This window comes from Streptomyces mayteni, from assembly GCF_054783955.1.
On record NZ_BAAGPR010000001.1, the window covers coordinates 195,145 to 220,407 of the forward strand.

Below are 25,263 nucleotides of genomic sequence, written 5' to 3' on the forward strand. Positions count from 1 at the left end.
GAAGATCACGCACGTTCGTTCAGGAATCTGTAAGGAGTGTGCACGTGAAGCGAGTTACCGCCCGACTGACCAAGGTGGCGGCGATGATCGCCGTCGTCATCGGCCTCATGCTTCCGCCCCGCGTGGGGCGAAGAGGTCAGACTCCGGGTCTGCAAGCTGCTGCCTGACGGCACCTGGAAGGACCACGGGGACGCCACACGACCAACCGGTGACGCCGTAGCGCGTCACTCACCGGCATGCGGCCGGGAGGCGAACCGCCTCCCGGCCGTATGCCGTGTCTACGGCTCCGTCGTCGAGACCACGAAGAGCCGCGGGCGTTCCTCGCGGGTGAGGTCGACGGTGACGGAGACCTCCGGCTCGGCGCGCGACTGGCGGACGACGGTGCCGGCGTACTCGCGGGACGGGTCGTCGAAGTTCCAGCCCACCGTGTCGGCGTTCGCCCGGTCGATGGTGGTGCCCGGTTCGAGGTCGCCGTACTCGGCACCCAACTCCTCGAGGAAGCCGCTCAGTTGTCGGGGCGAGCAGCGGAACTCCACATACATGGTGCTCCGGTCCCAGGAGTTGGTCTCGTAGTAGCCCACATAGGCCGCGCCGTCCGGGATCGGGATGTCGTAGATGCGGCGCTGCACCTTGCTCGGCCACTCGTAGATCAGTGCCCTGGCCGAGGCCAACCGCGCCTTGTCCTCGCCGCTGTCCCGGCTCTGGTAGGCGGAGAGCCCCAGATAGCCGGCCGGGATGGCGATCAGCAGGAAGACGGTGACGAACGCCAGCCAACGGTGCCGAGGCCGGTGCGGGGGCCGCTGGGGGGCGGCGGTCCCTGGCGTCTCGGGCTTGGCCGCGGCTCCCGAGGAGGAAGAGGAAGAAGAGGCGGTGGAAGAGGACGAGGGTGGGGGTGAGGTGGAGGTCATGGCCTGGCGGTCCGTCCCCTCGGGGCGAGCAGGTCGAAGGCCGTGCGGTGCTGCACCCGCTCCGCGCGCGCCGCGCGACGGCGGTTGGCGCGCCGGAAGCGGCGGGCCACCAGGCGCGCCAGGTCGGCGGCGCCGACCATGCCGGCCTCGGCGCCCAGCTCGGCCCGGACGATGGTGGCCTCCGGGCGGTAGCCGCGGCCGGTCAGCTGGCGCCTGAACGCCTCGCGCGCCGGGCGGATCAGCAGGTCGTCGGCGTCGCTCACGCCGCCGCCGATCACGAAGCAGGCCGGGTCGAGGGCGGCGGCCAGGTTGGCGATGCCGATGCCGAGCCAGCGGCCGACGTCCTCCAGCAACTCGACGCACATCGCGTCGCCCTCGCGGGCGAGATCGCTGATCAGCGGCCCGGTGATGTCGCCGATCTCGCCGGAGACCCGCTCCAGGGTGCGCTGGGCGACCGGCGAGTCGGCCGCGGCCAGCTCGCGGGCCTCGCGCACCAGCGCGTTGCCCGAGCTGTACTGCTCCCAGCAGCCGCGGTTGCCGCACGGGCAGCGGTGGCCGCCGGGCACCACCTGCATGTGGCCGAACTCGCCGGCCACCCCGTACGCGCCGCGCTTGACCCGGCCGCCCTCCAGTATCGCGCCGCCGATCCCGGTACCCAGGGTGATCATGACCAGGTGGTCGGCGCCCCGGCCGGCGCCGAAGCGCCACTCGCCCCAGGCGGCGGCGTTGGCGTCGTTGTCCACCAGGATCGGCACCGCGAGCCGGGCCGCCAGCGCGTCGCGCAGCGGCTCGTTGCGCCAGGCGAGGTGCGGGGCGAAGAGCACCCGGGAGCGGTCCGCGTCCACCCAGCCGGCGGCCCCGATCCCGACGGCGTGCACGTCGTGCCGGTCGGAGAGGTCGAGCACCAGCTCGGCGATGGTGTCCTCCACCACCTTGGGGCTCTTGGACTTGTCCGGGGTCTCGGTGCGCAGCCGTTCGAGCACCGTGCCCTCGGCGTCCACCACCCCCGCCATCACCTTGGTGCCGCCGATGTCGATGCCGACGGTCGGCACCCGGGGGGCCGACTGGGGCGAGCGGCGCTCACGCGTGGCGATGGCGCGCTGCACGGTCGTCCGCGCCGTCCGGCGGTTCACTCGCTCACGGTAGGTACTCATCGGCTCGATTGTGCCTCACGCCGAGGTCGGGCCGCCCTCCGGCGCCGGTGACGGGGTCCGGGCCAGGTCAGGGGCGCCCGCGGGGGTCCGCGGCGGCTGGTCGGGGCCGCCGCGCGGGTCGGGAAGGGAGCGTGGCAGCCCCCTCGTACCGGGGTGGGCGGCACTGCCGGCGACGGGGGCGGCCGGGGCCCGTTCGACGACGCGGCCCGCCTCCAGCACGGCGAGCCGGTCGCAGAGCCTGAGCAGCGGCGGAAGGTCGTGGGTGACGAGGACGAGGCTGAGGTCGAACCGGTCGCGGAGTCGGACGACCTCGTCCAGGATCTCGCGCCGCGCGACGACGTCGAGGGCGGAGGTCGGCTCGTCCACGATGAGGACCTCGGGGTCGGGGGCGAGGGCCATGGCGATGACGACGCGCTGCCGCACGCCGCCGGAGAGATCGTGCGGGTGGGCGCGGGCCAGGTCGGGCGCGACGCCGACGCCGCTCAGCAACTCCCGGGTGCGGTCGCGGCGTTCGGCGGCGCCCAGCCGGGGGCGGTGGGCGCGGAAGACGTCGTCGAACTGGCGGCCCACGGTGGTGACCGGGTTGAGGGCGTTCATGGCGCTCTGGAAGACCGTGGAGAGCCGGCTCCGGTGGAAGGCGCGCGGCTCGTCGCCGGCCGGGGCGGTGAGGTCGGTCTCGGCGGCGTCGTCCCGGCCGAGGAAGGTGACCCGGCCCCCGGTGAGCCTGGCCGGCGGGCGCAGCCGCTGGCCGAGGGCGTGGGCGAGGGTGGACTTGCCGCAGCCCGACGCGCCGGCGATACCGAGGACCTCGCCGCGCCGCAGTTCGAGGCTGACGTCGCGGACGGCGTGCCGCGGGCGCCGCCCCTCGTAGACGACGTCGAGGTGCTCGGCGCGCAGCACCACGTCGCGGCGGGTTTCGGGGCGGGGCGCGGTCGGCTGGCTCATCGGGCACGCTCCTCACTGCGGTTCGTACGGCCGGCCCCGTGGTTCCCCGCCCGGTGGATCGGGGGAGCGGTGGATCTGGTGTGATGGCACCGGATCTGACGACCGATCAGCTGACGGGATCTGTTGACCGGATCTGTTGACGGCGCGGCGATCACCCGGAACGGTCCACTCCTGTCGAGGCGTTGTCGCAGGAAAATTAGGGCCGTGAATTATCGGGTGTCAATGCCGCGTCGTCGCCCTCGCGGGGTTGTCCCCGCCCGATGCTGAACCGGATTAGCCAGGGGTAGGGGTTCGAGATCGTGAAACGTCCCACGATGCAGGACATCGCGCGGCGGGCCGGCGTCACCAAGGCCGCCGTGTCCTTCGCGCTCAACGGGAGACCCGGCGTGTCGGAGCCGACCAGGCGGCGGATCCTGGCCATCGCCGACGAGCTCGGCTGGCAGCCGAGCAGCGCCGCCCGGGCGCTGTCCGACGGCCGGGCCGGCAGCTTCGGCCTGGTGATCGACCGGCCGGCGCGCACGCTCGGGCTCGAACCGTTCTTCATGCAGCTGGTCTCCGGCATACAGGCCGAACTCGCCCGCGACACCACGCCGTTGCTGCTCGCCATGGCCGAGGACCAGGCGGCCGAGACGGCGCTCTACCGTGGCTGGTGGGCGCGGCGCCTGGTGGACGGTGTCTTCGTCGTGGACCTCCAGGTGACGGACGCCAGGGTGCCGGTGCTCGAGGACCTCGGCATGCCGGCCGTGGTGCTCGGCGCCCCGCTCGGCACCGGCTCGCTGCCCGCGGTCTGGAGCGACGACGCGGCGGCCGTCGCCACCGTGGTGCGCCATCTGGTCGACCTCGGCCACCGCCGGATCGCCCGGGTGGCCGGCCCGGGACATCTGCGGCACAGCCTGATCCGCGGCACGGCGTTCGAGCGGATCACCGGCGGCCGCGGGCTCGCCGGCCGCACCCTGGAGGCCGACTACAGCGGCGAGCGCGGCGCGGCGGCCACCGTCGAGCTGCTGTCGGTGGAACCGGCCGACCGCCCCACCGCGATCCTCTACGACAACGACGTGATGGCGCTCTCCGGGCTCACCGCGGCCCGGGGTCTGGGGCTCGCGGTGCCGGCCGACCTGTCGATCGTGGCCTGGGACGACTCGGCGCTCTGCGAGCTGGTCGCCCCTTCGATCACGGCGTTGAGCCGGGACATCTGCGGCTACGGCGCCCGGGCGGCGCGCCGGCTGCGGGAGGCGGCCGGCGGGGCGGCGGTGTCCGACCTGGAGGACCCCCCCTACTCGCTTACGCTGCGCGGCTCGACCGGGCCGGCGCCCGGCGCCGGCGGGCGGACATTCCGGTAAACCGGTTTAGACCCAGGGTGGGAGACCCCGTGGACGACCTCGACTTTCTCCGGCTCGGCGCGGTCGACATCGCGGCCGCGGTGCTGGCCGGCCAGCTCTCGGCGACCGAGGTGACGGCCGCCGCGCTGCGGCGGATCGACGAACTCGACGACGAGGTGCGGGCGTTCGCCGAGGTCTGGCGGGACGCCGCGCAGGCGGAGGCGCGGCGGGTCGACGCCGCGGTCCGGCGCGGCGAACGGCCGCCGCTGGCCGGGGTGCCGATCGGGGTGAAGGCGACGGAGGGCAGGTCTTCCGAGCAGAGCCGGCGACTGTTGGCCGCCGGCTGTGTGCCGGTGGGCGCCACCGCGACGCCCGGCCCCGGCACGCCCTGGCGCACCTGGGGGCTGACCGACCGCGGCCCGACCCGCAACCCGTGGCTGCCGGACCGGGCACCCGGCGGCTCGTCGGCCGGCTCGGCCGTGGCGGTGGCCACCGGCATGGTCCCGCTGGCCACCGGCAACGACGGCGCCGGCTCGGTGCGGATCCCGGCCGCCTGGTGCGGCGTCATCGGGCTCAAGCCGACCAACGGCCGGCTGCCGGCCAGGGACCGCGCGGGGCTCAACGTCGGCGGGCCGCTGGTGCGGCACGCCGCCGACGCGGCCGCCTGGCTGGCCGCCGTCGCAGGACCGCCCGGGCCGGAGACGGCCCCGCCGGGGACGCGGATCACCTGGTCGGCGACGCTCGGCTTCGCCACGCCAGAACCCGCGGTGGCCGCCGTCGCCAAGGCGGCGGCGCGGGCCGTCGCGGAGCGTCTCGGGCTGGCGCCGGTCGACCAGCCGGTGCGGCTCCGGGACCCGGCCCCCGCCTGGACCGCCCTCCGCTCCCCCGCCACCGGGGCCCGCCCGCCGGGCCCACCGCGGACCGTCAACGACCCGGCGCTCGCCGAACTGTTCGCCACCACGGACCTGTTGGCCACCCCCACCACCCCGAACCCGCCGCACGGCCACGCGGGTCCAGGCGAGACCGTCTCGGCCGCGCTCACCTGGGCCTTCAACCTCAGCGGCCACCCGGCCCTCACCCTGCCCGCCGGCCACACGCCGGATGGTGCGCCGGTGGGCCTCCAACTGGTCGCGAGGCACGGCGAGGAGTCCCTGCTGCTCGCGGTGGCACGAGCGGCCGGAACCCGCCCCGTTCCGCCTCCACACGCCCTGCCGCGCGCCCCCTGACAGTCGTTACGTTGTCGTCGTTCTACGCGTGTTCGCGCGGGGCACGCACGACGCGGGGCACGCACGACCGGGGAGGGAGATATGCGAGGCAAGCACGACGACGGCAAGGGCGGCATCGGCGACGACCACCTGCCGGGGCAGCCGTGGAGCCCGACCAGCGAGCCGACCACGGACAGCAGCGCGCCGTCCGGGGGCGGTCAGCACCGGGACGACGAGGACGAGGACGGGAAGTAGATGTCGGGCGGCGACCCGGCCGGCGTCGCGGTGCCGGCGGAGTGGCGGGCGGCCTTCGCCGCGCTGCCACGCGCCGGCTTCCTCCCGGATCTGGCGTGGCCGCACGATCTGGCCGCCGACACCTTCTCGGTCGTCGACCGGGCCGCCGATCCGGCCGCCTGGCAGCGGGCGGCCGCCGCCGACACGCCGATCGTCACCCAGTGGGACGACGGCCGGCACACCGGGCCGGAGCCCGGTCTCGACGCGACGAGTTCGGTGTCCAGGCCGGCGCTCGTGGCGTCCATGCTGGGCTCGCTCGGCGCCGAGCCCGGCATGCGGGTGCTGGAGATCGGCACCGGCACCGGGTGGAACGCGGCGCTGCTCGCCCACCGGCTGGGCGACGAGAACGTGACGACGGTCGAGGTCGATCCGGCCGTCGCCGCGGCCGCCGAGCGGGCCCTGGCGCGGGCCGGCAGGTCGCCGCGCGTGGTCACGGGCGACGGCGCCCTCGGCGTGCCGGACGGCGCGCCGTTCGACCGGATCATCGCCACCTGCGGGCTGCGGCGGATCCCGCCGGCCTGGCTGGCGCAGGTGCGCCCCGGCGGGGTGATCCTCGCCCCCTGGGGCACGGACTTCAGCACCCGCGACGCGCTGGCCAGGCTGACGGTCCGGTCGGACGGCACGGCGTCGGGCCCGTTCCTGGAGCTGGTCGCCTTCATGAAGCTCCGCGCCCAGCGGCGGGCCATACCGTCCTATCCCGGCGGCCTCGGCCACGCCGACAGCACCACGGACGCCTGGCCGCCGCACGCCCCCTGGCACCCCTTCCCGTTCCTCGCCGGCCTGCGGATCGGCGGGGCCGCCCACGCCGTCCAGCCCCACCGGGACGGCCACACCCAGTGGCTCTACAGCCTGCGCGACGACAGCTGGACGGCCGCCGTGCGCCGCGCCGCCGCCGGCCCCCGCACCCTGGTCAGGCAGGCCGGCCCGCGCCGCCTGTGGGACGAGCTGGCGGCGGCCCACGCCTGGTGGACCGAGCTCGGCGAACCCCCCATCGACCACTTCGGCCTCACGGTCGCCCCCGACGGCACCGCGCACACCTGGCTCGCGGGAGCCCCACCCGAATCCGGCGCCGGCTGACGGCACCTCCGCCCCGACCGATGAGTTCGGGGGGCCGCCCCGGTCTCTGCTCCCGACCGGTAGGGCGAGGAAGGGTGGAGGCGCGCGATGGCGAGTCTGCGGGAGGTGCTGGCACGGCGGGTGGCGGACGGGTCGGTGCCGGGGGCGGTGGGGCTGGTGGCCGCCGGGGGCCGGATCGAGGTCGCCGCGGTGGGCTCGGTGGACGTGGCGGGGTCGGCGCCGATGGACCGGGGCACGATCTTCCGGATCGCCTCGCTCACCAAGCCCGTCACCGCGGCGGCCGTCTCGCTGCTGCTGGACGAGGGGCGGATCGGCCTCGACGAGCCGGTCGGGCGGTGGCTGCCCGAGCTGGCGGAGCCGGTGGTGGTGCGGGATCCGGCCGGGCCGGCCGAGGACGTGGTGCCGGCCGAACGGCCCATCACCGTGGCGGATCTGCTCAGCTCGCGGGCGGGCCACGGCTTCCCCGACGACTTCTCGCTGCCCGCGGTCCGGCCGCTGTTCGAGACGGTGCAGAGCCATCCGCTGGAACCGCAGCCGCGCGCCGCGCCCGACGAGTGGCTGGCGGCGCTGGCCCGCGTCCCGCTGCTGCACCAGCCCGGCGAGCGCTGGCTGTACAACACCAGCTCGGACGTCCAGGGCGTGCTGGTCTCGCGGGTCACCGGCCGTCCGCTGCCCGAGTTCCTGGCCGAGCGGATCTTCGAGCCGCTGGGGATGGCGGACACCGGCTTCGCGGTGCCGGCCGCCGGTCTCGGGCGGTTCACCAGCCTGTACCGGCCGACCGCGGCGGGCGGGCTCGAACTGCTCGACGAGCCGGCCGGGCAGTGGAGCCGGCCGCCGGCGTTCCCTTCAGGGGCCGGCGGGTTGGTGTCGACCGTGGACGACCTGCTGGCGTTCGCCAGGATGCTGCTGGCCGACGGCGGCGACCTGCTGTCGGCCGAGTCGGTGCGGCGGATGACGACGGACCAGCTGACCCCGGCGCAGCGCGAGGCCGGGCGGCTGTTCCTCGAAGGGCAGGGCTGGGGCTACGGCGGCTCGGTGGACGTGGCGGCCGTCGACCCGTGGAACGTGCCGGGGCGTTACGGCTGGGTCGGCGGCAGCGGCACGGCGGCGCATCTGGTGCCGGCCACCGGCGCGGTGGCGGTCCTGCTCACCCAGGTGGCGATGACGGGGCCGACGCCGCCCGAGCCGATGCGGGAGTTCTGGCGGTACGCGGCCGGCGTCACCAGCGGATCGGGAGGTGCAGCGGGCCGCGAATGAGCACCCCTGGGTGCCACGAGAGGGCGGCCGGGTGGGCGTCGAGGGCCAGTTCGGGGGCGCGTTCCAGCAGGGCGCGCAGCGCGACGCGGCCTTCGAGGCGGGCCAGCGGGGCGCCGAGGCAGTAGTGGATGCCGTGGCCGAACGCGAGGTGGCCGCGGGTCTCGCGGCGGATGTCGAAGCGGGTGGGCTCGGGGAAGCGGGCCGGGTCGCGGTCGGCGTCGCCGAGCACGGGCAGCACCATGTCCCGGCGCGGGATGACGGTGCCGCCGATCTCGACGGGCTCGGCGGCGAAGCGGACGGTGGGCGCCGGCACCGGGCCGTCGTAGCGCAGGATCTCCTCGACGGCGTTGTCGAGCAGCGACCAGTCGGCGCGCAGCGCCGCCAGCTGCTCGGGGTGGCGCAGCAGGGCGAGCACCCCGTTGCTGATCAGGCCGACGGTGGTCTCGTGGCCGGCGATCAGCAACAGCCAGCACATGGCGAGGAGTTCGTCCTGGGAGAGCCGGTCGCCCGCGGTGTCCGCGGTGTGCAGCAGGGCGCTCAGCAGGTCGTCGCCAGGACGCTCCCGCTTGGCGGCGAGCAGCCCGGTGAGGTACTCCGTCATCGCGACCAGGGTGGCGGTCGCGGTGTCGGCGTCCGGGGCGCCGGTGACCACCTGGGACCATGCGCGGAACCGGTCGCGGTCCAGGTAGGGCACGCCGAGGAGTTCGCAGATCACGGTGATCGGGAGTGGGAAGGAGAAGGCCGAGACCAGGTCGCCGTGCCGCTCGGGGGCGGCGAGCAGCTCGTCGAGCAGCGTGTCGGTGATCTGCTGGACGCGGGGGGCGAGTGCCTCGATCCGGCCGGGGGTGAACTCGCGGGACACCAGCCGGCGGAGCCGGGTGTGGTCGGGCGGGTCGGTGATCAGCAGGTGCGGCCCGGGCGCGAACCGGTCGGGTTCCTCCTCGCCCGGATCGGTCGGGAACGCCTTGACCAGCCGGGGGTCGCCGAGCGCGGCGCGCGCCTCGGCGTAGCCGACGACCAGCCAGGCCTCGTAGTCGCCAGGCAGGTGGGCGCGGTGCACGGGCCCGCGCTGGCGCAGCTCGGCGAAGTACCGGTAGGGGTCGTGCGCGAAGTCCTCGCCGGCGGCCGCCAGATCCACCACGTCCATGCCCCACCTCGTCCACTGGTCGTGTCGGCGTGCTGTCCCCCCGTTGATCTTGGCCGCGCGGTCGGCGGCCGGTCAACACCGGTTTCGGCCAGACGGCGGCGCCGGGACCGCGTGGGGTACGGGCCCGGCGCCGCCGGTGGGGGGACGCGGACAGAAGGTCCGTGGGGGTGGCTAGCAGCCGTGGTCGACCAGGTCGAACGAGGCGTAGTGGTCGGCGGTGTAGTAGTCCTCCTGGAAGGAGTCACCGGTGACGATGCGGCGGGCGCCGCGGGTGGGGCTGCCCGGGGTCTCGACCGTGTACTCGTGGTAGTAGCCGGTGGCCCTGGACGGCAGCAGGCCCTCGCGGTTGTAGAAGGTGCCGCCGTCCTGCGGGTACGGGAAGGGGCCGCCCCGCTCGATGAGGTCGAGGGTGTCGTGGGCCTGGGACGGCAGGTCGCTGTAGCAGATGTCGCCGTAGGCGAGCGCGACGACGGAGGAGGTGGGGGTGGCGGTGGTGGGGGTGCTGGCAGTGGCCGGGGCGCCGACGAGGACGGTCAGCAGCAGGGCGCCGAAGGCGCCGGCGCGGACGGACCGGGCGCGGAGCCCGGCACCAAGGTTCATGCCCATGCCAACAGTGTGACGCGCGTAGCGATCCGACCGTCAACCACGCCTCACCGATATTTCCCAGGAGTTCACATGGCCGGACCACGCTTCACGCCTTCCCCGCAGGCAGGCGTCAGCATCCCCGCAGGCGGAGTTCAACCCCCCAGTTCCCGGTGACGGGCGGCGAGCCGGCGGAACCCGGCCTCGGTCAGCGAGCCGTGCAGCCGGAGCCTGGCGATCCCGCCGTCGGGGTGGACGTCGAGCCTGGCGTGGGTGGCAGGACCGGCGTCGGGGAGCAACAGCCGGTGCACGGCGTCGGGTCGGAGCGGGGTGTGGGTCAGCGCCGGGCGCCACTCGGCGCCCGGCGTCTCGGCGTCCAGCAGCCAGAGGGACGCCCAACCCGGCGCGTTGCCCTTGTAGTTGCCGGTGTCGATCTCCACGGCGCGGATCACGCCCTGGCCGGCGAGGCGCAGCCGCAGCCAGTCGTGCCCCGGGTCGCGGCGCCTTCGGGTCTCCCAGCCCTCGTGCATCTCCCGGGAGCGGCCCGGGTGGATGACATGTGCGGGCGGCGAGTAGAAGCGGTCGGAGGCGTCCTCGGCGAGGCCGCCGTGCTCCAGGGCGGCCAGGTCGAAGGTGCCGAGCGCGGCCAGCCAGGCCGGGTCGGCCACCGGCTCGCCGTGCGCCCGCAGCCTGGCCACCCCGCCGTCCGGATACTGGCTGAGCCGCAGGTGAGTGACGCGCCGTTCGACGCCGTCGACGGCGAAGCAGTTGGCGGCGTGGCCGCCGACCTGGGTGCGCGGCAGCAGCTCGACCCAGCCGGTCGCGCCTGCCCCCTCCGCGTTCTCGGCCGCGGTGGCCTCGACGCGGACCGCCGCCGGGTGGTTGCCGCGGAAGTGGGCGGTGTCCACCACCAGTCCGCGCACCACGCCGGGGACGCCGAGCCGGACGACGGCCCAGTCGTGGTCGTCGGCGGCCGGGAGCGCGGCCTCGGGCCCCGGGCCGCGCCGCCTGCGGGTCTCCCAGCCGTCCATGACCTTGCCCTTGTGGCCGTACGCGGCGGGGTCGAAGTGGGCGCGCTCCGGCCTGACCAGGTTCTCGCGCTCGGCGAAGAACGCGTCGCTGGCGGCGGTGACCGAGCCGCCGAGGCGCCGGTCGGCGAGGTCGGGGAGCTGGGCGAAGGACGGCTCGCCCGCCTCGGGGGCGCGGTAGTCGGCGTAGGGGTCGCCGCCGGCGTAGGGGCGGGCGGGGCCGGCGAACGAGGTGGCGAAGCTCATGTCGTGCGTCCTCTCGTGAGCAGCCGGCCGGTGGGCTCGGCGACCCGGCCGTCCTCGGCGACTGGCCGGCCGCGCAGCCAGGTGGCGCGCACCACGCCGTGCAGGGTGCGGCCGGCGTAGGCCGTGACGGGGTTGCGGTGGTGGAGGGCGGCCGGGTCGACGGTGAACGCGGCCTCCGGGTCGAGGACGACGAGGTCGGCGTCCCGGCCGGGCTCGATCGCGCCCTTGCGGTCGAGGCCGGCGAGCGCGGCGGGCCCGGTGGCCATCCAGCGGGCGACGTCGGCGAGCCGGTGGCCGCGGGCGCGGGCGGCCGTCCAGACGGCGGGCAGCCCGAGTTGGAGCGAGGAGATGCCGCCCCAGGCGGCGCCGAAGTCGGGGACCTTGAGGTCGGCGGTGCAGGGCGAGTGGTCGGAGACGACGCAGTCGAGGGTGCCGGCGGCGAGCCCGGCCCAGAGCGCGTCCTGGTTGGCGGCCTCCCTGATCGGCGGGCAGCACTTGAACTCGGTGGCCCCGTCCGGGACTTCCTCGGCGGTCAGGGTGAGGAAGTGCGGGCAGGTCTCGGCGCTGATCCGGACGCCGGCGGCCCTGGCCTCGGCGATCAGCGGCAGCGCGGTGGCGGCGGAGAGGTGCAGCACGTGGACGCGCGCCCCGAGCCGCCCGGCCAGCGCGATCAGCCGGCGGACGGCGTCGTGTTCGGCGGCCGGCGGCCTGGAGGCCAGGAAGTCGGCGTAGGCGCGGCTGCCGTCGGGCGCGGGCGCCTCGGCGAGCCGCGCCGGGTCCTCGGCGTGCACGATCAGCAGCCCGTCGAAGGCGGCGATCTCGGCCATGGCGGCGGCCAGCCGGTCGGGGTCGAGTTCGGGGAACTCGTCGACCCCGGAGGGCGAGAGGAAGCACTTGAAGCCGAAGACCCCGGCCTCGTGGAGCGGGCGCAGCTCGGCGGTGTTGTCGGGCACGGCGCCGCCCCAGAAGCCGAGGTCGACGTGGCTCGCGGCGCGGGCGGCGGCGCGCTTGACGGCGAGGTGTTCCGGGGTGGTGGTGGGCGGCACGCTGTTGAGCGGCATGTCGAGCAGGGTGGTGACGCCGCCGGCCGCGGCGGCCCGGGTGGCGGTGGCGAAGCCCTCCCACTCGGCGCGGCCCGGGTCGTTGATGTGGACGTGGGTGTCGACGAGCCCGGGGAGCAGGGCGTCGGTGCCGAGCTCCACCAGACGGGCGCCGGCCGGCGGCGCCGCGTCGTGCGGGAGGACGGCGGCGATCCGGCCGGCCGCGACGGCGACCGCGGCGGGGCGCTCGCCCTCCGGAGTGACCACCCGGGTGGAACGCAACAACAGCTCGGTGCCGGACAACGGGCGCCCCCTCACAGGCTTCAACAAGGTGTTGAAGGCCGATCCTCGACGGCGGCGGTCGGCACGTCAAGGACGGGTAGGCTTCAAGGACGACTCGCGACAACGCATCAGACAACGAATGAGGAACGCGACGTGCCGCCGTCCGACGTGCGCAAGTCCTCCGCCAGCGGCGGGGTTCAGTCTCTCGAGCGTGCCTTCGGCCTCCTCGAGCACATGGCGGACGCCGGGGGCGAGACGGGGCTGAGCGAGTTGGCCGCCAGCAGCGGGCTGCCGCTGCCGACCATCCATCGGCTGATGCGCACCCTGGTGGCGTGCGGCTACGTCCGCCAGCAGCCCAACCGCCGCTACGCGCTCGGGCCGCGGCTGATCAGGCTCGGCGAGAGCGCGGCCCGGCCGCTGGCCACCTGGGCGCGGCCGCATCTGGCGCGGCTGGTCGAGGAGACCGGCGAGACGGCCAACATGGCGCTGCTCGACGGCGACGAGGTGGTCTACGTGGCGCAGGTGCCCTCGCGGCACTCGATGCGGATGTTCACCGAGGTCGGCCGCCGGGTGCCGCCGCACTGCACCGGGGTCGGCAAGGCGCTGCTCTCCGGGCTGCCGGACGCCGAGGTGCGGGCGCTGCTCGGCCGCTCCGGGATGCCGCCGGCCACGGAGCGCACCCTCACCACGCCCGAGGCGTTCCTCGCCGCGCTCGGCACGGTGCGGGAGAACGGCTTCGCGGTGGACGACAGCGAGCAGGAGATAGGCGTCCGCTGCGTCGCGGTGCTGGTGCCCGACTCGTCGACGGCGGCGGCGATCTCGGTGTCGGGCCCGGCCGGCCGGGTCACGGACGCGGCGATGGAGAAGATGGTGCCGCTGCTCCAGGAGGTGGCCAGGGACCTGTCGTCGGCGCTGGCCACGCCGCCGGGGAAGACCGGCGCTCTACGCTGACGGCATGACCGAGACCGCGCCCGTCGCCGGACTGCTGCTCGCCGCGGGCGGCGGGCGGCGGCTCGGGGGGCGGCCCAAGGCGCTGCTGAGCTGGCGCGGGCGGCTGTTCGTGGACCTGGCGGCCGACGCGCTGCGGGCCGCCGGCTGCGATCCCGTGGTGGTGGTGCTCGGCGCGGCGGCCGAGACGGTGCGGGAGCGGGCCGAGCTGACGGGCTGCCAGCCGGTGGAGAACCGGGACTGGGCCTCGGGGATGGGCTCCTCGCTCCGGGTCGGCCTCGACGCGGTGGCGGCGGCCGGCGCTGCCGGGGCGCTGGTGGCGCTGGTCGACCAGCCGCGGGTGGGGGCGGCGGCGATGGCGCGGGTGCTCGGCGCGTACCACTCCCCCGACTCGTTGGCCGCGGCCGGCTACGGCGGGCGGCGCGGGCATCCGGTGCTGATCGGCGCGGCGCACTTCGCCGGGGTGGCGGCCGAGGCCCGGGGCGACGCCGGGGCGCGCGGGTATCTGCGGGCGCGGGAGCGCCTGATCACGCTGGTGGAGTGCGGGGACGTGGCCACGCCTGACGACGTCGACGAGCCGGGAGATCTCATTGATCTTCCATCATGAGGAAACTAACATCCGTTACCAGCCTCGCCAAAGGAGTGACCGCCCATGTCCGCCGTCACCGTCGCAGCCCCGGCCGTCCTGCCCCGGCAGGAGGAGGTGCTGACCGAGGAGGCGCTCGACTTTCTCGCCGAGTTGCACCGGCGGTTCACCCCGCGCCGGGACGAGTTGCTCGAACGGCGCGCCCACCGCCGCGCCGAGATCGCCAGGACCGGCGCGCTCGACTTCCTGCCCACCGCCGCCGTCCGCGAGGAGGACTGGCAGGTGGCGCCCGCGCCACCGTCCCTGCTCGACCGCCGGGTGGAGATCACCGGTCCTACCGACCGCAAGATGACCGTCAACGCGCTCAACTCGGGCGCGAGGATCTGGCTCGCCGACTTCGAGGACGCCTCGTCGCCCACCTGGGCCAACGTCGTCGGCGGCCAGCTGAGCCTGGCGGACGCCTTCCGCCGCCGCATCGACTTCACCGACGAGCGCGGCAAGCGGTACGCGCTGCGGCCTGACGAGGAGCTGGCCACCGTCGTGATGCGGCCGCGCGGCTGGCACCTGGACGAGCGGCACCTCACGGTGGACGGCCGCCCGATCCCCGGCGCGCTGGTCGACTTCGGGCTCTACTTCCTGCACAACGCGGCCCGGCTGATCGAGCTGGGCAAGGGCCCCTACTTCTACCTCCCCAAGCTGGAGTCGCACCTGGAGGCGCGGCTGTGGAACGACGTGTTCACGCACGCCCAGGAGGCGCTCGGCATCCCGCAGGGCACGGTGCGGGCCACGGTGCTGATCGAGACCATCACGGCCGCCTTCGAGATGGAGGAGATCCTCTACGAGCTGCGTGAGCACGCCTCCGGGCTCAACGCGGGCCGCTGGGACTACCTGTTCTCCATCGTCAAGAACTTCCGTGACGCCGGCCCCGGTTACGTGCTCCCCGACCGCAACGCCGTGACGATGACGGCCCCGTTCATGCGCGCCTACACCGAGCTCCTGGTCCGCACCTGCCACCGGCGGGGCGCGCACGCCATCGGCGGCATGGCGGCGTTCATCCCCTCCAGGGACGAGGTGGCCAACGCCGACGCGTTCGAGCGGGTCAGGGCCGACAAGGACCGCGAGGCCGGGGACGGCTTCGACGGCTCCTGGGTCGCGCACCCCGGCCTGGTCGAGGTGGCTCGGGCGTCCTTCGACGCGGTGCTCGGCGACCGGCCGCACCAGAAGGACCGGCTGCGCGAGGACGTCAAGGTCACCGCGGCCGACCTGCTGGCCATCGACTCGCTGACCGCCCGCCCCACCAACGACGGCCTGTGCAACGCCGTCCAGGTCGGCACCCGCTACCTCCAGTCCTGGCTGGCCGGCCGGGGCGCGGTCGCCGTGTTCAACCTGATGGAGGACGTGGCGACCGCCGAGATCTCCCGCTCGCAGATCTGGCAGTGGATCAACGCCGGCGTGGTGCTGGACAACGGCGAGACGGTCACCCACGACTACGTGTGCCAGGTGGCCGCCGACCAGCTGGTGGCGATCCGCGACGAGGTCGGCGAGGACGAGTTCGTCGCGGGCCGCTGGGAGCGGGCCTACGACCTGCTGCTGCGGATCGCCCTCGACGAGACCTACGTCGACTTCCTGACGCTGCCGGCCTACGAGTTGTTGGACTAGGACACCGCCACCGGGTGCCTGACGACCGCGTCGAACAGGTAGCCCTGCTGGTTGGGGACCGAGCGGTCCGGCTGGCTCGCGCCCGTCACGTCCGTGGCGCGGGCCAGCAGCTCCACCCGCCCGGCGGCCGCCGGCGTCCACTCCGTCGACCAGCGCACCCAGCCGTCCCGGCGCGGGGCGTCGTGCAGCCTGGCCGGGCGCCAGGTGGCGCCGCCGTCCGTGGAGACGTCGACGGCCCGCACCCCGCCGGCGCCCGACCAGGAGCGGCCGGTCAGTCGGTGTGGCACGCCGGTGGTCAGCGGAGCGTCCCACGGCAGCTCGAAGGCGCTCTTGAGGGTCTGCCTGGTGAGCGGCGCGCTGCCCTCCGGCGGATGGGCGGGCCCGAACAGCCGGTAGAGATCGGTGTTCCAGGGGCTGTAGAGCGGCTCCGCGCTGACCTCGATGTCGCCGACCCACTTGATCGAGGAGATCCCCACCCAGGACGGCACGAGCACCCGCACCGGGTGGCCGTGGTCGGGCGGCAGCGGCTCGCCGTTCATCTCGTAGGCCAGCAGCACGTCGTCGAGCGCCTTGGCCAGCGGCAGCGGGCGCCGCACATGGCCCATGCCGCTGCCGTCGGCGGCGAACACCTCGTCGTCCAGGCCGCGCGGCTGGACGTCCACCGCGCGCCGGGAGAGGCCGGCCAGCCGCAGCACGTCGCGGAGCCTGGCGCCGCGCCAGCGGGCCACGCCGACGGCGCCCAGCGTCCAGGCGGTGCCGCTGACGGTCTCGCCCTGCTGACTGGCGTAGAAGCTGCGGCCGTTGCCGGCGCACTCGACGAACGCGGAGTGCTCGACGGCGGGCAGCGCCCGCAGCGCCGCCAGGTCGAACTCGGCCCCGCCGCCCGCCAGGCCGCTCCCCCACACCCGCAACCGCCAGGCGTCGGCGTCGAGTCGGGGCGTGGTGGTGTGGTTGCGGACGAAGAACAGCGCGTTGGGGGTGTGGTAGCCGGCGCCGCGCAGCGCCGCGAAGCGGGTCTCGGCGTTGGTGCCGCGCACCGTGAAGTGCTCATCGGGCAGCGGCTTGACGATGCCGGCCGCCGTGGGTCCGGCGTCGGTGCGGGCGGCCGCGAGGGCGGTGCGCGGGAGCGCCGCCGCCGCGCCAGCGGCGGCCAGCAGCCCGAGCAGCTGCCGGCGGCCGTCGCCCTGGGCGCGGGCCAGGCCGGCGAGCCACTGGCGCAACCGGCGGCGGTCGTACGTCGTCTCGTCCGTCGTCTCGTCGGTGGTCATGCCACCCGATCCTGCTGGGCGGGGCCCGGGGACTCCATTGCGGCACATTGCCGCTCGATGAACTTCTCTCAGCCGGCGGCGATCCTCGCGAGTCGGCGGGCCTGGACTGCGGCCTCGTCGGCGATGTCCTGCTCGTCGACGGTGGTCAGGCGGCCCCGCTCGACGACCGGGACGCCGTTCACCAAGGCCAGGGTGACGGGCGCCGGCGGGCCGAGGACCAGGGCGGCGACCGGGTCGGCGATGGTCGAGTGACCGAGGCCGTCCAGCTTCCACAGCACCAGGTCGGCCAGCCTGCCCGGGGTCAGCGCGCCGAGCTCCGCGTCCCGGCCCAGGACCCGGGCGCCGCCGAAGGTGCCGAGGCGGAGCGCCTGACGGGCGGTGAGGGCCCGCTCCCGGTGCGGGCCGAGCCGGCTGATCAGCAGCGCGTTGCGCAGCTCGGTGTGGAGCTCGCCGCTCTCGTTGGAGGCCGTGCCGTCCACGCCGAGGCCGACCGGCACGCCGGCCGCGATCAGGTCGGGGACCCGGGCGATGCCGGCGGCCAGCCGGGCGTTGGACGACGGGCAGTGGGCGACGCCGGTGCCGGTGCCGGCGAAGGCGGCGACGTCGGCGTCCGTCATGTGGACGCAGTGCGCCATCCACACGTCGGGCCCGAGCCAGCCGGTGGACTCGAAGTACTCGGTGGGCCCGACGCCGAACAGCTCGTGGCAGAACTTCTCCTCCTCGACGGTCTCCGAGCCGTGGGTGTGCAGCCGGACGCCCAACCCGCGGGCCAGCACGGCCGATTCGCGCAGCAGCTCGGTGGAGACGGAGAACGGCGAGCAGGGCGCCACCGCGATCCGCACCATGGCGTCGTCCGCCGGGTCGTGGTGCTCGCGGACGGCGGCCTCGGTGGCGCGCAGCGCGCCCTCGGTCGTCTCGACGGCGAAGTCGGGCGGCAGGCCGCCGGCCGAGGCGCCGCGGTCCATCGAGCCGCGGGCGGCGGTGAACCTGACCCCCAACTCGCGGGCCGCGCCGAGCTCGGCGCCCAGCAGGTCGCCGGCGCCGGCCGGGAAGACGTAGTGGTGGTCCATGGCGGTGGTGACGCCGCCGCGGGCCATCATGGCGAGCGAGGCGCGGGCCGCGGCGCGCACCATGTCCTCGTCGATCCTGGCCCAGACCGGGTAGAGGGCGACGAGCCAGTCGAAGAGGTTGGCGTTCTGGGCCAGGCCCCTGGTGAGCCACTGGTAGAAGTGGTGGTGGGTGTTGACCAGGCCGGGGGTGGCGAGGTGCCCGGTGGCGTCGACCACCCGGACCACGTCGGCCAGGCCGGCGGGCGCGGGGCCCGGGCCCACCGCCTCGATCCGGTTGCCGGCGACGACCAGGTGGCCGCGCTCGTACTCGGTGTCGGCCGCGTCGACGGTGGCGATCGCGCAGTTCTCGATGACGGTCCTGGTGACGGGCGTGGTGAGGGTCATGCCGGGCCTCCCGGCCAGGGGGCGGTCAGGTCGGCCGGCACCCGCTGCTCGGCGCCGTCCCTGAGCACGGTGGCCTCGATCAGGCCGTAGGGGCGGTCGGCGGCCAGGTAGACGGCGCCGTCCGGGCCCTCGTTGGTCATGCCGAACGGTTCGAGGTCGGCCAGGAAGTGGTGCTTGTTGGGCAGCGACAGCCGGATCTCCTCGACGCCCGGCAGCCCTTCGAGCACCCGGGAGCCCATCGCGAACAGCGTCTGCTGGAGCGAGTGGGAGTAGGTGGTGGCGAAGGCGTCGAGGAGGTGGCCGCGGGCGGCGGCGTAGGCGGCGTCCCAGTCGGGGTCCCGGCCGGCCGCCGGGGTGCCGTCGTGGGCGTGGCGCCAGAGGGCGGTGACGTCGGTGGCCAGCACCCGGTCCTTGGTCTCCGGCAGGGTGGTGTAGCGGTCCCTGAGGTAGCCCCAGAACTCGGAGTCCGTGGTGTTGAGCACGGTGACGCCGGTGAGGCCGCTCAGGAACTCGGCGCGCTCGCCGTCGAAGGTGACCTGGGCGGTGCGGGTGCCGGCGCCGGCCCTGACGAACGAGTGCGCGGCCTCACCCGGGGTGGCGATGCGCTCCCAGCCGTACTCCTCGATCCTGATCCTGGCCCGGTGGATGGTCGGCTGCCCGGTCACGAAGTGTCGGGCGAGCAGCAGCCCGAACGCCTCGGGCGAGGCGATGCCGTGCTCGCGGGCGAGGGCGAGGACCGTGTTCTTGGTGGTGTCCGTGGTGAGGACGGCGGCGTTGTCTCCGGAGCGGTGCACGGCCTCCATGTCGCCTTCGAGCGCCACCGAGACGTTGAGGTCCCTGAGGTGGTGGGTGGCGCCTTCCCTGGTGACCCGGACCACCCGGGTCTCGGCCTTGCCGTACTGGTTCTGGCCGAGCCTGAACGCAGGGGTCACGACGGGGGTCTCCTTCAGCTTCCTCGGTAGACGGAGTAGCCGAACGGGCTGAGCAGCAGCGGCACGTGGTAGTGCTCTCCCGGCTCGACGGTGAACGCGGTGGCGACCTCCGGGAAGAAGGCGGCCTCGGGCTCGCGGTGGGCGGCGACGGCGAAGGTGAGCCTGGCCTGGAGGGCGCCGCCCGGCAGCGGCGGCAGGCCGGCACAGCGCCCGTCGGCGTCGGTGGTGGCGGCGGCGTGCGCCGTCCAGGGGGCGGCGGGCGCGGTGCGGACCGCGAGTTCGACGGGGACGCCGGCGGCCGGCCGGCCGGCGGCGGTGTCCAGCACGTGGGTGGAGACGGTGGCGGTGGCCTGGACGAACCGGCGCAGCCGCAGCGCGTTGATCTTGCCGAGCTCGGCGCGGGCGATCCCGGCCTCCGTCTCGGGGGGGTTGTGCAGCCGGGCGCGGAGCGCGGAGCGCAGCCGCTCGCCGTCGAGGCCGGTGGCGCAGATCAGGAAGACGTGCCCGAAGCGCTCCTGGTAGGCGATGTTGAGCTCCGCCATCTCGGCCCTGAGCTCGGTGGAGGCGTCGGACATCCCGCGCTGCTCCCTGGCCGACGCGTCGCCGGGCGCGGGGCGGCCGATGGGCGGGTGGCCGGCCATGGCCTCGGCCAGGTCGGCGGCGGAGAGCGCGGCGACCGCCGCGTCGTTGGTGGCGAGCAGCGCGGACTGGCCGGCGAAGGGGCGGGCGGCGAGCAGCGCCTCGCCCCAGGCGCGGGAGGCGCACAGCCGGCGCAGGAGCCGGCGCGTGGCGCGGTCGTCCGCGCCGTTCAGCCAGGCGAGCCCCGGGTCCTGGCCCAGGTCCTGGCCTGGCGCCGGTGGTGACGTCATGGGGGACAGCTAAGCCGCCGGGCGACCCATCGTCAACAGTTTGTTGAACGGTTGAGGTAGTTGTAGACGGTGAAGCGCGAGACCCCCAGCGCGCCGGCCACCGTCTCGACGCCGTGCCGCAGGGCGAAGGCGCCGCGCGACTCCAGGTTGCGGACCACCTGCTGCTTGGTGGTGCGGTCGAGCTCGGCGAGCGGCCGGCCGTGGCGGCGTTCCAGGTCGCCGAGCAGGTGGTCGAGCGAGGCGGACAGCTGGGGCAGCCGGACGGCGGCCGCCGGGGCGCCGGCCCAGGAGAGCAGCACGTCGTCCTCGCCGGCGTGCTCCGGCGGGACCAACTCGCCGCCGATGGCGTCCACCAGCGGCCGGACGGCGGCGAGGAAGTCCCCGTCGTCGGGGGCGGGGTCGGGGTCGGTCGGGGCGCTCATATGGAATCCCCGCCGGCCGCCGCGCCACCCGGCTCGCCGGGCACGGCGTTGACCTGGAGCGAGATCCGGGTGGCACCCACCGCGAGCGCCCGGCGCAGCACGGCGTCCACGGCGCCGAGCACGGCCTCCGCCGAGCCCTCCGCGGTGTTGCCGAACGGGCCCACGTCGACGCTGTCGAGCCCGGCGCCCGACAGCACCTCGCGGGCGGCGAGGGCGTGCGGGGGCGGCTCGTCCAGGTCGAACGGCTCCGTCGTGAACTCGAGTCTCAGTCGCACGCCGCCAACCTAACGCTCCACCGAACGGCGGTGGCTCCGCCGGGCCCCGGCGCGGACGGATCAGCGGCCGGCCGGCCAGTCGGCCGCACGCGGCAGCGGAACGTCGCGGCCGACGTCGACCTGGACGGGCGGCGGCGGGCCGAACAGCTCGACGGCCTGGCGCAGTTGCACGACGGCGGGGGCCAGCGCGCTGACCGAGCCCACGGCCCCGGCGATCATCAGCAGCGCGTTGCGGAGTGCGGCGGCCTCCGGCGCGGCGGTGCCGGCGGCGGCGCTCAACAGCGCCAGGTGGCGCTCGGCGATCTCCCGGTCGTCCAACGGCGCGGGGTAGCCGTTGAGATCGCGGCGGAGCCGCTCGATGGCCACCCGCAGCGCGCCCACCCGCGGATCGGCCGCGCCGGGCGGCGCGGTGTCCCAGCCTCCGGGGCCCGGGACGAAGCCCGGGACGGTCTCGGTGGGGCGTCTGCGCGCCCCACTGGCAGCCTCGGTCTCTCCTGCCGCCACTCGGCCCCTCCCTGCCCGTCGTCCACGACGCCGCCCGTGCCCGCCTGGCGACGGACCGGACAGGGCAAGTAAATATCACTGTCCGCGCATCGCGCCATACGGAGTGCGAGATTCCGTGTCTCATTCCGGTGACCAAAGCGCCGCGAACGCGCCGGATCCGGTCAACCTCGCGATGACGGGAGGTCATCTGGCGTGCGAAGGCTGCCGGATCACCATCGCATCCGGGACACTGAGAGAATTGTGCCGAGAAGTTCCGCCCCGGGAGCGAAAGATGGCGAAATCCGTGCCAGTGCGCTGCCCGGCGTGCCGCCGTGAGCACGCCTATGTGCCGCCCGAGTTCCCCTGCGCCTGCGGCGCGCCGGTCGCCGTGGTGTCCGCGCGCGCCGGGGCGGCCTCGGCCGTGCCGGTGCGCCACCGCTCCTGGGCGGGCTCGTGGGCCGAGGTCGACTGCCTCGCCTGCGGCCGTCCTGGCCAGTGGCCGCAGCCGCAGTTCGACTGCCCCTGTGGGGTGACGGTCCGGCTCGCCCAGGTTGACGAGATCCCCGTGACGCCGCGTCGGGACCGCGCCGACCGGGCGCCGTTCGAGCCGTTGACCATCAGGACCGCCTACGACGCGGCGGCCGGCGCCGCCCACTTCCTGCGCTGGCTCGGCTTCCCCGAGGTGCGGGCCACGGTGCCGCGGGCGGCCGCCGGCGTGGACCTGCGGGGCATCGGGGTGGTGGGCCTGGTCGACCCGACCACCAGGCCCACCGGCACCCGTCCGGTGGAGACGCTCTGGCTGCACGGCCTCGCCGAGTCGGCCGTCCCGGTGGCGTTCTCGCTCGCCGGCTACCAGCGGGCGGCCAGGGAGCGCGCCGACGAGTTGCGGCTGCCGCTGTTCGTGCTCGATCTGACGGGCACCCCGCAGCCGGTGAACGACCCGGCGGAGGAGCTGCTGCGGATGGGCGCCTGGCCGCTCGGCCGGGGGCACTGACGGCCGCCGGGTCCGGACCTCAGAAGTCCCTCAAGTCCTGGCCGTCCCACCGTTCCCACTTGCTACCGTGAGCCGCCGCGCGCGGCGCGGCCACCGGCCGTGCCGCCACCGACGGCCTGCGACTTCCCGGGACGACACGCGGAGCGGCGATGCGTTACGAGGGCTTCACGATCGAGGACGTCCGGCGAGCCCTCGACGAGGAGGCGGGGCCCAACCCCTGGGACAGCGGCGAGTCCTTCCTGCGCGAGATCGACCCCGAGGACATGGGCGAGACCGCCGTCGTCTACGCCAGGGCCGCGGGCGAGGCCGCCGGCGCCGGGGAACTCGCCGATCTGAGCGACCGGTTGGCCGCCGAGTCGGGCGCGTCCGACGGCGTGTCGTTCGCCGACGCCGAGCAGCGGCTCGCCGAGACCGGGCGCGACCTCTCCGGCCGGGGCGGCGAGGGCCTCCACGAGGTGGTCGACAGCCTGCGGCTCTCGATGGCCGACGCGGTGGACACCCGGTCCGCGGTGCGGGGTTGGCTCCACGACGAGGACGGGCTCTACGCCACGACGCGGCGTCACATCGAGGACGCCAGACGGCAGTGGGAGCGGTCGCGGGGCGCCGAGCTGTGCGTGCCGGACGATCTCCCGGAACGGATCGTGGAGTTCCACCGGGGCGCGGCGGTGTCCGACGCGCGGGCCATCGGTGAGCGGCTGTCCGACGCGATCGGCTCCTACCGGCTGCGGATGTTCGAGCGGGCCGGCGACCTCCTGGAACAGGGCTACGACGTGACGGACGGCGCGCTCGACCTGTGGCTCACCCCGCAGAACGCGCGCTTCGTCGCCCAGGGGATCAGGGCCGAGCTGGCGCTGGCCGGGGACCGGCCCGAGGACCTGGACCCGGAGTTCATGCTGCGGAACCTGGAGCAGCTGCGGGCGATCGTCGAGCGGAGCAGGACCTCCTGCGACGGCTTCGGTGTGACCCCCGAGGAGTACGCCTACCTGGACGCGTTCTACGAGGAGGTGGGCGGCGGCGAGGCGTTCGTCCGGCTCGGCGGGCTGCTCCAGGATCGCGACGACCTCGGCCTCGAGCCGGGCGACCAGGGCCGGTTGACGGCTGTCGCCGAGGCGTTCTCGGACGGCATGCTCACCGCCTACGGCCGCGACGCGGTGCGGATGCCGGAGTCGCTCGCCGACCTCTTCCGGGTCTACACCTGGCGCGAGGACGGCTCGGCCTGGCACGACTTCGAGAAGTTCGGCGAGGTGATGGGCCACGCCACCGCCAAGCCCTCGACCCGGATGGTGGAGGACCTGGTGTCGACGGCCGTGGTGGCCATCAGGTCGCAGCACGGGAACACCGGCAGCGACGGCGTGATCCACGCGGCGCTGCTCAACCCCGAGGTGGCGGGCCGGGAGATCTCCGGCTACCAGGAGCCGTGGGCCGACCGGAAGCTGGCGGCGGCACGGGACCGGGAGTAGGCCGCCGCCCGTCGCGGTACCCGCAGGCGATGGACGCGGGATGTGTGGGTAGGAACATGCCCTGCACGACGACGGCACCGACGACGGCACCCCCCACCCCGGCCCACCGCGGCCGGCGGCGAGACCACCGGAGACTGATCGTGGAGACCCCAGAGGAACTGCGCGCGGCGCTGGCCGAGAACAGCCGCCGCCCCTACGGACTGCCGCGCACCACCACGGCCGAGGCCATCGCGGAGGCCGCCGAGCAGTTCGAGGACCCCGCGCTGCTCGCCGACGCCCTGCTCCAGCTGATGAGCGCCTACGAGTTCGCCGGCGAGCAGCGCAAGGCGCCGGTGGCCTTCGCCCGGCTGCTCGAACTCCTCGACCGCGCGCCGGACGCCGTCGACGAGCAGCGGACCCTCGGCATCCTGTGGCAGTTCAAGTGGGTGGTCACCGCCCTGATCCAGGTGCCGGACGTCCCGCTGCCGGCCATCGAGCAGCTGATCGACCGGATGGCCGACCGGTACCGGGCCGCCGGCCACGGCCAGCAGCCGGTCGCCGCCGTCCGCCACCGCCTCGCCGCGCACACCGGCGCCGGGCTGCCGGCCGCCTTCGATCTGTGGGCCACCCGGCCGCGGGAGCGGCTCACGGACTGCGAGGCGTGCGAGACCCGCAGGCTCGCCCTGCACCACCTGGACGCGGGGGACGACGAACTCGCCCTCGCCACGCTGGAACCGGTGCTCACCGGCGACCCGGTCTGCGCCGAGGAGCCCCAGGTCAGCGCCTCGCACGCGCTGCTTCCGCTGCTCCGCGAGGGCCGGATCGAGGAGGCGAGGTCGTACCACCTCACGTCGTACCGGCGGATCCGCGGCGCCGGCGGCACGCTGGCGGAGCTCGGGCAGCACCTCCAGTTCTGCGCGCTGAGCGGCAACGAGCCGCGCGGACTCGAGATCCTCGCCGACAGCCGCCCGCTGTTCGCCGCCGCCGGCGCGCCGCTCGACCGCCTGGACTTCCTCACCGGCGTCGAGGTGTTGCTGCGCCGGCTGGTGGACGGCGGGCACGGCGGGCTCGCCGTGCCGGGCCCCACCGGCACCGAGTGGACGGCGGCCGGCCTGGCGGAGCACGTCGCCGCCGAGGCCGACGAACTGGCCGCCGCCTTCGACGCGCGCAACGGCACCGGCCACGTCGGCGACCGGCGCCGGGCCCGGCTCGCCCAGCGGCCGGCGGCGGCGCCGGTCCCGCTCGGACTGCGGGTCGCCCGTCCGCTCTCCGCGACCGTCCCGGCGGCCGCGCCCGTCGGCGCGCCCGCCGAGGGCGAGGAGCTGGCCGATCTGGTGGCCCGCGGCAGGCGGCTCATGGACCAGGGCCACCCCGAGCAACTCGCCGTCTGGGACCGGGTGGCGGCCGCGGTCGAGGCGGCCGGGCCCGGGGCCGCGGCGCCGGACGACCG

Annotated in this window: 24 protein-coding genes and 1 pseudogene; 11 read left to right on the forward strand and 14 right to left on the reverse strand. The window is 75.2% G+C overall.

Annotation, left to right across the window (positions count from 1 at the left end):
- Positions 1 to 278: 278 nt before the first annotated feature.
- From ACYVPE_RS00920 to ACYVPE_RS00930, 3 genes are read right to left on the reverse strand one after another with little or no spacing between them, the layout of a single operon-like run.
- The gene (locus ACYVPE_RS00920; protein ID WP_461031367.1) at positions 279 to 908 is read right to left on the reverse strand and encodes a hypothetical protein; all 630 of its coding nucleotides are present in this window, start codon (positions 906 to 908) and stop codon (positions 279 to 281) included.
- Positions 905 to 2,062 carry an ROK family glucokinase gene (locus ACYVPE_RS00925; RefSeq protein ID WP_461031368.1) on the reverse strand — a complete coding sequence of 386 codons (1,158 nt, stop codon included), beginning with the start codon at positions 2,060 to 2,062 and terminating at the stop codon, positions 905 to 907. Before ACYVPE_RS00925 ends, ACYVPE_RS00920 begins: the two co-directional genes overlap by 4 nt.
- 15 nt (positions 2,063 to 2,077) lie before the next feature.
- Entirely contained in the window at positions 2,078 to 3,007 is a 930-nt protein-coding gene (locus ACYVPE_RS00930; protein WP_461031369.1) for an ABC transporter ATP-binding protein, read from the reverse strand.
- 299 nt (positions 3,008 to 3,306) lie between these two features.
- Here ACYVPE_RS00930 and ACYVPE_RS00935 point away from each other — a divergent pair, with 299 nt between their 5' ends.
- From ACYVPE_RS00935 to ACYVPE_RS00955, 5 genes are all read left to right on the forward strand, one after another.
- Complete coding sequence (locus tag ACYVPE_RS00935) at positions 3,307 to 4,347, forward strand: LacI family DNA-binding transcriptional regulator (protein WP_461031370.1); 1,041 nt, start codon at positions 3,307 to 3,309, stop codon at positions 4,345 to 4,347.
- A 29-nt stretch (positions 4,348 to 4,376) separates the two neighbouring features.
- Positions 4,377 to 5,552, forward strand: coding sequence for an amidase (locus ACYVPE_RS00940; RefSeq protein ID WP_461031371.1), 1,176 nt, complete (start codon positions 4,377 to 4,379; stop codon positions 5,550 to 5,552).
- An 81-nt stretch (positions 5,553 to 5,633) separates the two neighbouring features.
- On the forward strand, positions 5,634 to 5,786 hold the full coding sequence (locus tag ACYVPE_RS00945) for a hypothetical protein (protein WP_461031372.1): 153 nt from the start codon (positions 5,634 to 5,636) through the stop codon (positions 5,784 to 5,786).
- Complete coding sequence (locus tag ACYVPE_RS00950) at positions 5,787 to 6,902, forward strand: methyltransferase domain-containing protein (RefSeq protein ID WP_461031373.1); 1,116 nt, start codon at positions 5,787 to 5,789, stop codon at positions 6,900 to 6,902.
- Between the two features lie 87 nt (positions 6,903 to 6,989).
- Positions 6,990 to 8,159 carry a serine hydrolase domain-containing protein gene (locus tag ACYVPE_RS00955; RefSeq protein ID WP_461031374.1) on the forward strand — a complete coding sequence of 390 codons (1,170 nt, stop codon included), beginning with the start codon at positions 6,990 to 6,992 and terminating at the stop codon, positions 8,157 to 8,159.
- Here the strand turns inward: ACYVPE_RS00955 and ACYVPE_RS00960 are convergent.
- The 4 genes from ACYVPE_RS00960 to allB all read right to left on the reverse strand — a co-directional run bounded on the left by ACYVPE_RS00960 (position 8,122) and on the right by allB (position 12,505).
- Positions 8,122 to 9,306: a cytochrome P450 family protein gene (locus ACYVPE_RS00960; RefSeq protein ID WP_461031375.1), complete on the reverse strand. Its 1,185-nt coding sequence runs from the start codon at positions 9,304 to 9,306 to the stop codon at positions 8,122 to 8,124. The genes ACYVPE_RS00955 and ACYVPE_RS00960 overlap by 38 nt on opposite strands.
- Positions 9,307 to 9,477: 171 nt before the next feature.
- The gene (locus ACYVPE_RS00965; RefSeq protein WP_461031397.1) at positions 9,478 to 9,906 is read right to left on the reverse strand and encodes a ribonuclease domain-containing protein; all 429 of its coding nucleotides are present in this window, start codon (positions 9,904 to 9,906) and stop codon (positions 9,478 to 9,480) included.
- A gap of 137 nt (positions 9,907 to 10,043) precedes the next feature.
- The gene (gene alc / locus ACYVPE_RS00970) at positions 10,044 to 11,162 is read right to left on the reverse strand and encodes an allantoicase (RefSeq protein WP_461031376.1); all 1,119 of its coding nucleotides are present in this window, start codon (positions 11,160 to 11,162) and stop codon (positions 10,044 to 10,046) included.
- Complete coding sequence (gene allB, locus ACYVPE_RS00975; protein WP_461031377.1) at positions 11,159 to 12,505, reverse strand: allantoinase AllB; 1,347 nt, start codon at positions 12,503 to 12,505, stop codon at positions 11,159 to 11,161. Before allB ends, alc begins: the two co-directional genes overlap by 4 nt.
- Positions 12,506 to 12,637: 132 nt before the next feature.
- On the opposite strand from allB, the gene ACYVPE_RS00980 reads away from it, so the two are divergent.
- Genes ACYVPE_RS00980 through aceB form a run of 3 tightly spaced genes read left to right on the forward strand, consistent with a single transcriptional unit; the run spans position 12,638 to position 15,677 of the window.
- Positions 12,638 to 13,435 (forward strand): IclR family transcriptional regulator, encoded by a 798-nt coding sequence (locus ACYVPE_RS00980; protein WP_461031378.1) that lies wholly within the window; start codon positions 12,638 to 12,640, stop codon positions 13,433 to 13,435.
- A gap of 4 nt (positions 13,436 to 13,439) precedes the next feature.
- Positions 13,440 to 14,039, forward strand: coding sequence for a nucleotidyltransferase family protein (locus ACYVPE_RS00985; RefSeq protein WP_461031379.1), 600 nt, complete (start codon positions 13,440 to 13,442; stop codon positions 14,037 to 14,039).
- 45 nt (positions 14,040 to 14,084) lie between these two features.
- A complete protein-coding gene (aceB, locus tag ACYVPE_RS00990) occupies positions 14,085 to 15,677 on the forward strand; it encodes a malate synthase A (RefSeq protein WP_461031380.1) in 1,593 nt (530 codons plus the stop codon).
- On the opposite strand, the gene ACYVPE_RS00995 is transcribed toward aceB, so the two are convergent.
- The 7 genes from ACYVPE_RS00995 to ACYVPE_RS01025 all read right to left on the reverse strand — a co-directional run bounded on the left by ACYVPE_RS00995 (position 15,674) and on the right by ACYVPE_RS01025 (position 21,401).
- Positions 15,674 to 16,945 carry a sulfite oxidase gene (locus ACYVPE_RS00995; protein WP_461031381.1) on the reverse strand — a complete coding sequence of 424 codons (1,272 nt, stop codon included), beginning with the start codon at positions 16,943 to 16,945 and terminating at the stop codon, positions 15,674 to 15,676. The genes aceB and ACYVPE_RS00995 overlap by 4 nt on opposite strands.
- A 68-nt stretch (positions 16,946 to 17,013) precedes the next feature.
- Positions 17,014 to 18,399 (reverse strand): 8-oxoguanine deaminase, encoded by a 1,386-nt coding sequence (locus tag ACYVPE_RS01000; RefSeq protein ID WP_461031382.1) that lies wholly within the window; start codon positions 18,397 to 18,399, stop codon positions 17,014 to 17,016.
- The gene (gene pucL, locus ACYVPE_RS01005; RefSeq protein WP_461031383.1) at positions 18,396 to 19,331 is read right to left on the reverse strand and encodes a factor-independent urate hydroxylase; all 936 of its coding nucleotides are present in this window, start codon (positions 19,329 to 19,331) and stop codon (positions 18,396 to 18,398) included. Before pucL ends, ACYVPE_RS01000 begins: the two co-directional genes overlap by 4 nt.
- Before the next feature lie 14 nt (positions 19,332 to 19,345).
- Positions 19,346 to 20,200, reverse strand: coding sequence for a 2-oxo-4-hydroxy-4-carboxy-5-ureidoimidazoline decarboxylase (gene uraD / locus ACYVPE_RS01010; protein ID WP_461031384.1), 855 nt, complete (start codon positions 20,198 to 20,200; stop codon positions 19,346 to 19,348).
- 32 nt (positions 20,201 to 20,232) lie between these two features.
- Positions 20,233 to 20,622, reverse strand: coding sequence for a helix-turn-helix domain-containing protein (locus ACYVPE_RS01015; RefSeq protein WP_461031385.1), 390 nt, complete (start codon positions 20,620 to 20,622; stop codon positions 20,233 to 20,235).
- Positions 20,619 to 20,897 carry a hypothetical protein gene (locus ACYVPE_RS01020; RefSeq protein WP_461031386.1) on the reverse strand — a complete coding sequence of 93 codons (279 nt, stop codon included), beginning with the start codon at positions 20,895 to 20,897 and terminating at the stop codon, positions 20,619 to 20,621. The genes ACYVPE_RS01015 and ACYVPE_RS01020 overlap by 4 nt, the downstream gene beginning before the upstream one ends.
- 60 nt (positions 20,898 to 20,957) lie before the next feature.
- On the reverse strand, positions 20,958 to 21,401 hold the full coding sequence (locus ACYVPE_RS01025; RefSeq protein ID WP_461031387.1) for a DUF5955 family protein: 444 nt from the start codon (positions 21,399 to 21,401) through the stop codon (positions 20,958 to 20,960).
- Positions 21,402 to 21,672: 271 nt separating this feature from the next.
- Here ACYVPE_RS01025 and ACYVPE_RS01030 point away from each other — a divergent pair, with 271 nt between their 5' ends.
- The 3 genes and pseudogenes from ACYVPE_RS01030 to ACYVPE_RS01040 form a co-directional block, all read left to right on the forward strand.
- The gene (locus ACYVPE_RS01030) at positions 21,673 to 22,374 is read left to right on the forward strand and encodes a hypothetical protein (protein ID WP_461031388.1); all 702 of its coding nucleotides are present in this window, start codon (positions 21,673 to 21,675) and stop codon (positions 22,372 to 22,374) included.
- Positions 22,375 to 22,523: 149 nt separating this feature from the next.
- Positions 22,524 to 23,834: a hypothetical protein gene (locus tag ACYVPE_RS01035; protein ID WP_461031389.1), complete on the forward strand. Its 1,311-nt coding sequence runs from the start codon at positions 22,524 to 22,526 to the stop codon at positions 23,832 to 23,834.
- Between the two features lie 140 nt (positions 23,835 to 23,974).
- Positions 23,975 to 25,263: pseudogene (locus ACYVPE_RS01040) on the forward strand (hypothetical protein); the annotation flags it as partial.

Excerpts from the sequence above, each read along its gene's own strand:
- ACYVPE_RS00920 (WP_461031367.1), bottom strand. The coding sequence starts at position 908 with ATGACCTCCACCTCACCCCCACCCTCGTCCTCTTCCACCGCCTCTTCT.
- ACYVPE_RS00925 (WP_461031368.1), bottom strand. The coding sequence starts at position 2,062 with ATGAGTACCTACCGTGAGCGAGTGAACCGCCGGACGGCGCGGACGACC.
- ACYVPE_RS00930 (WP_461031369.1), bottom strand. The coding sequence starts at position 3,007 with ATGAGCCAGCCGACCGCGCCCCGCCCCGAAACCCGCCGCGACGTGGTG.
- ACYVPE_RS00945 (WP_461031372.1), top strand. The coding sequence starts at position 5,634 with ATGCGAGGCAAGCACGACGACGGCAAGGGCGGCATCGGCGACGACCAC.
- ACYVPE_RS00950 (WP_461031373.1), top strand. The coding sequence starts at position 5,787 with ATGTCGGGCGGCGACCCGGCCGGCGTCGCGGTGCCGGCGGAGTGGCGG.
- ACYVPE_RS00955 (WP_461031374.1), top strand. The coding sequence starts at position 6,990 with ATGGCGAGTCTGCGGGAGGTGCTGGCACGGCGGGTGGCGGACGGGTCG.
- ACYVPE_RS00960 (WP_461031375.1), bottom strand. The coding sequence starts at position 9,306 with ATGGACGTGGTGGATCTGGCGGCCGCCGGCGAGGACTTCGCGCACGAC.
- ACYVPE_RS00965 (WP_461031397.1), bottom strand. The coding sequence starts at position 9,906 with ATGAACCTTGGTGCCGGGCTCCGCGCCCGGTCCGTCCGCGCCGGCGCC.
- alc (WP_461031376.1), bottom strand. The coding sequence starts at position 11,162 with ATGAGCTTCGCCACCTCGTTCGCCGGCCCCGCCCGCCCCTACGCCGGC.
- ACYVPE_RS00985 (WP_461031379.1), top strand. The coding sequence starts at position 13,440 with ATGACCGAGACCGCGCCCGTCGCCGGACTGCTGCTCGCCGCGGGCGGC.
- aceB (WP_461031380.1), top strand. The coding sequence starts at position 14,085 with ATGTCCGCCGTCACCGTCGCAGCCCCGGCCGTCCTGCCCCGGCAGGAG.
- ACYVPE_RS00995 (WP_461031381.1), bottom strand. The coding sequence starts at position 16,945 with ATGACCACCGACGAGACGACGGACGAGACGACGTACGACCGCCGCCGG.
- ACYVPE_RS01000 (WP_461031382.1), bottom strand. The coding sequence starts at position 18,399 with ATGACCCTCACCACGCCCGTCACCAGGACCGTCATCGAGAACTGCGCG.
- uraD (WP_461031384.1), bottom strand. The coding sequence starts at position 20,200 with ATGACGTCACCACCGGCGCCAGGCCAGGACCTGGGCCAGGACCCGGGG.
- ACYVPE_RS01015 (WP_461031385.1), bottom strand. The coding sequence starts at position 20,622 with ATGAGCGCCCCGACCGACCCCGACCCCGCCCCCGACGACGGGGACTTC.
- ACYVPE_RS01030 (WP_461031388.1), top strand. The coding sequence starts at position 21,673 with ATGGCGAAATCCGTGCCAGTGCGCTGCCCGGCGTGCCGCCGTGAGCAC.
- ACYVPE_RS01035 (WP_461031389.1), top strand. The coding sequence starts at position 22,524 with ATGCGTTACGAGGGCTTCACGATCGAGGACGTCCGGCGAGCCCTCGAC.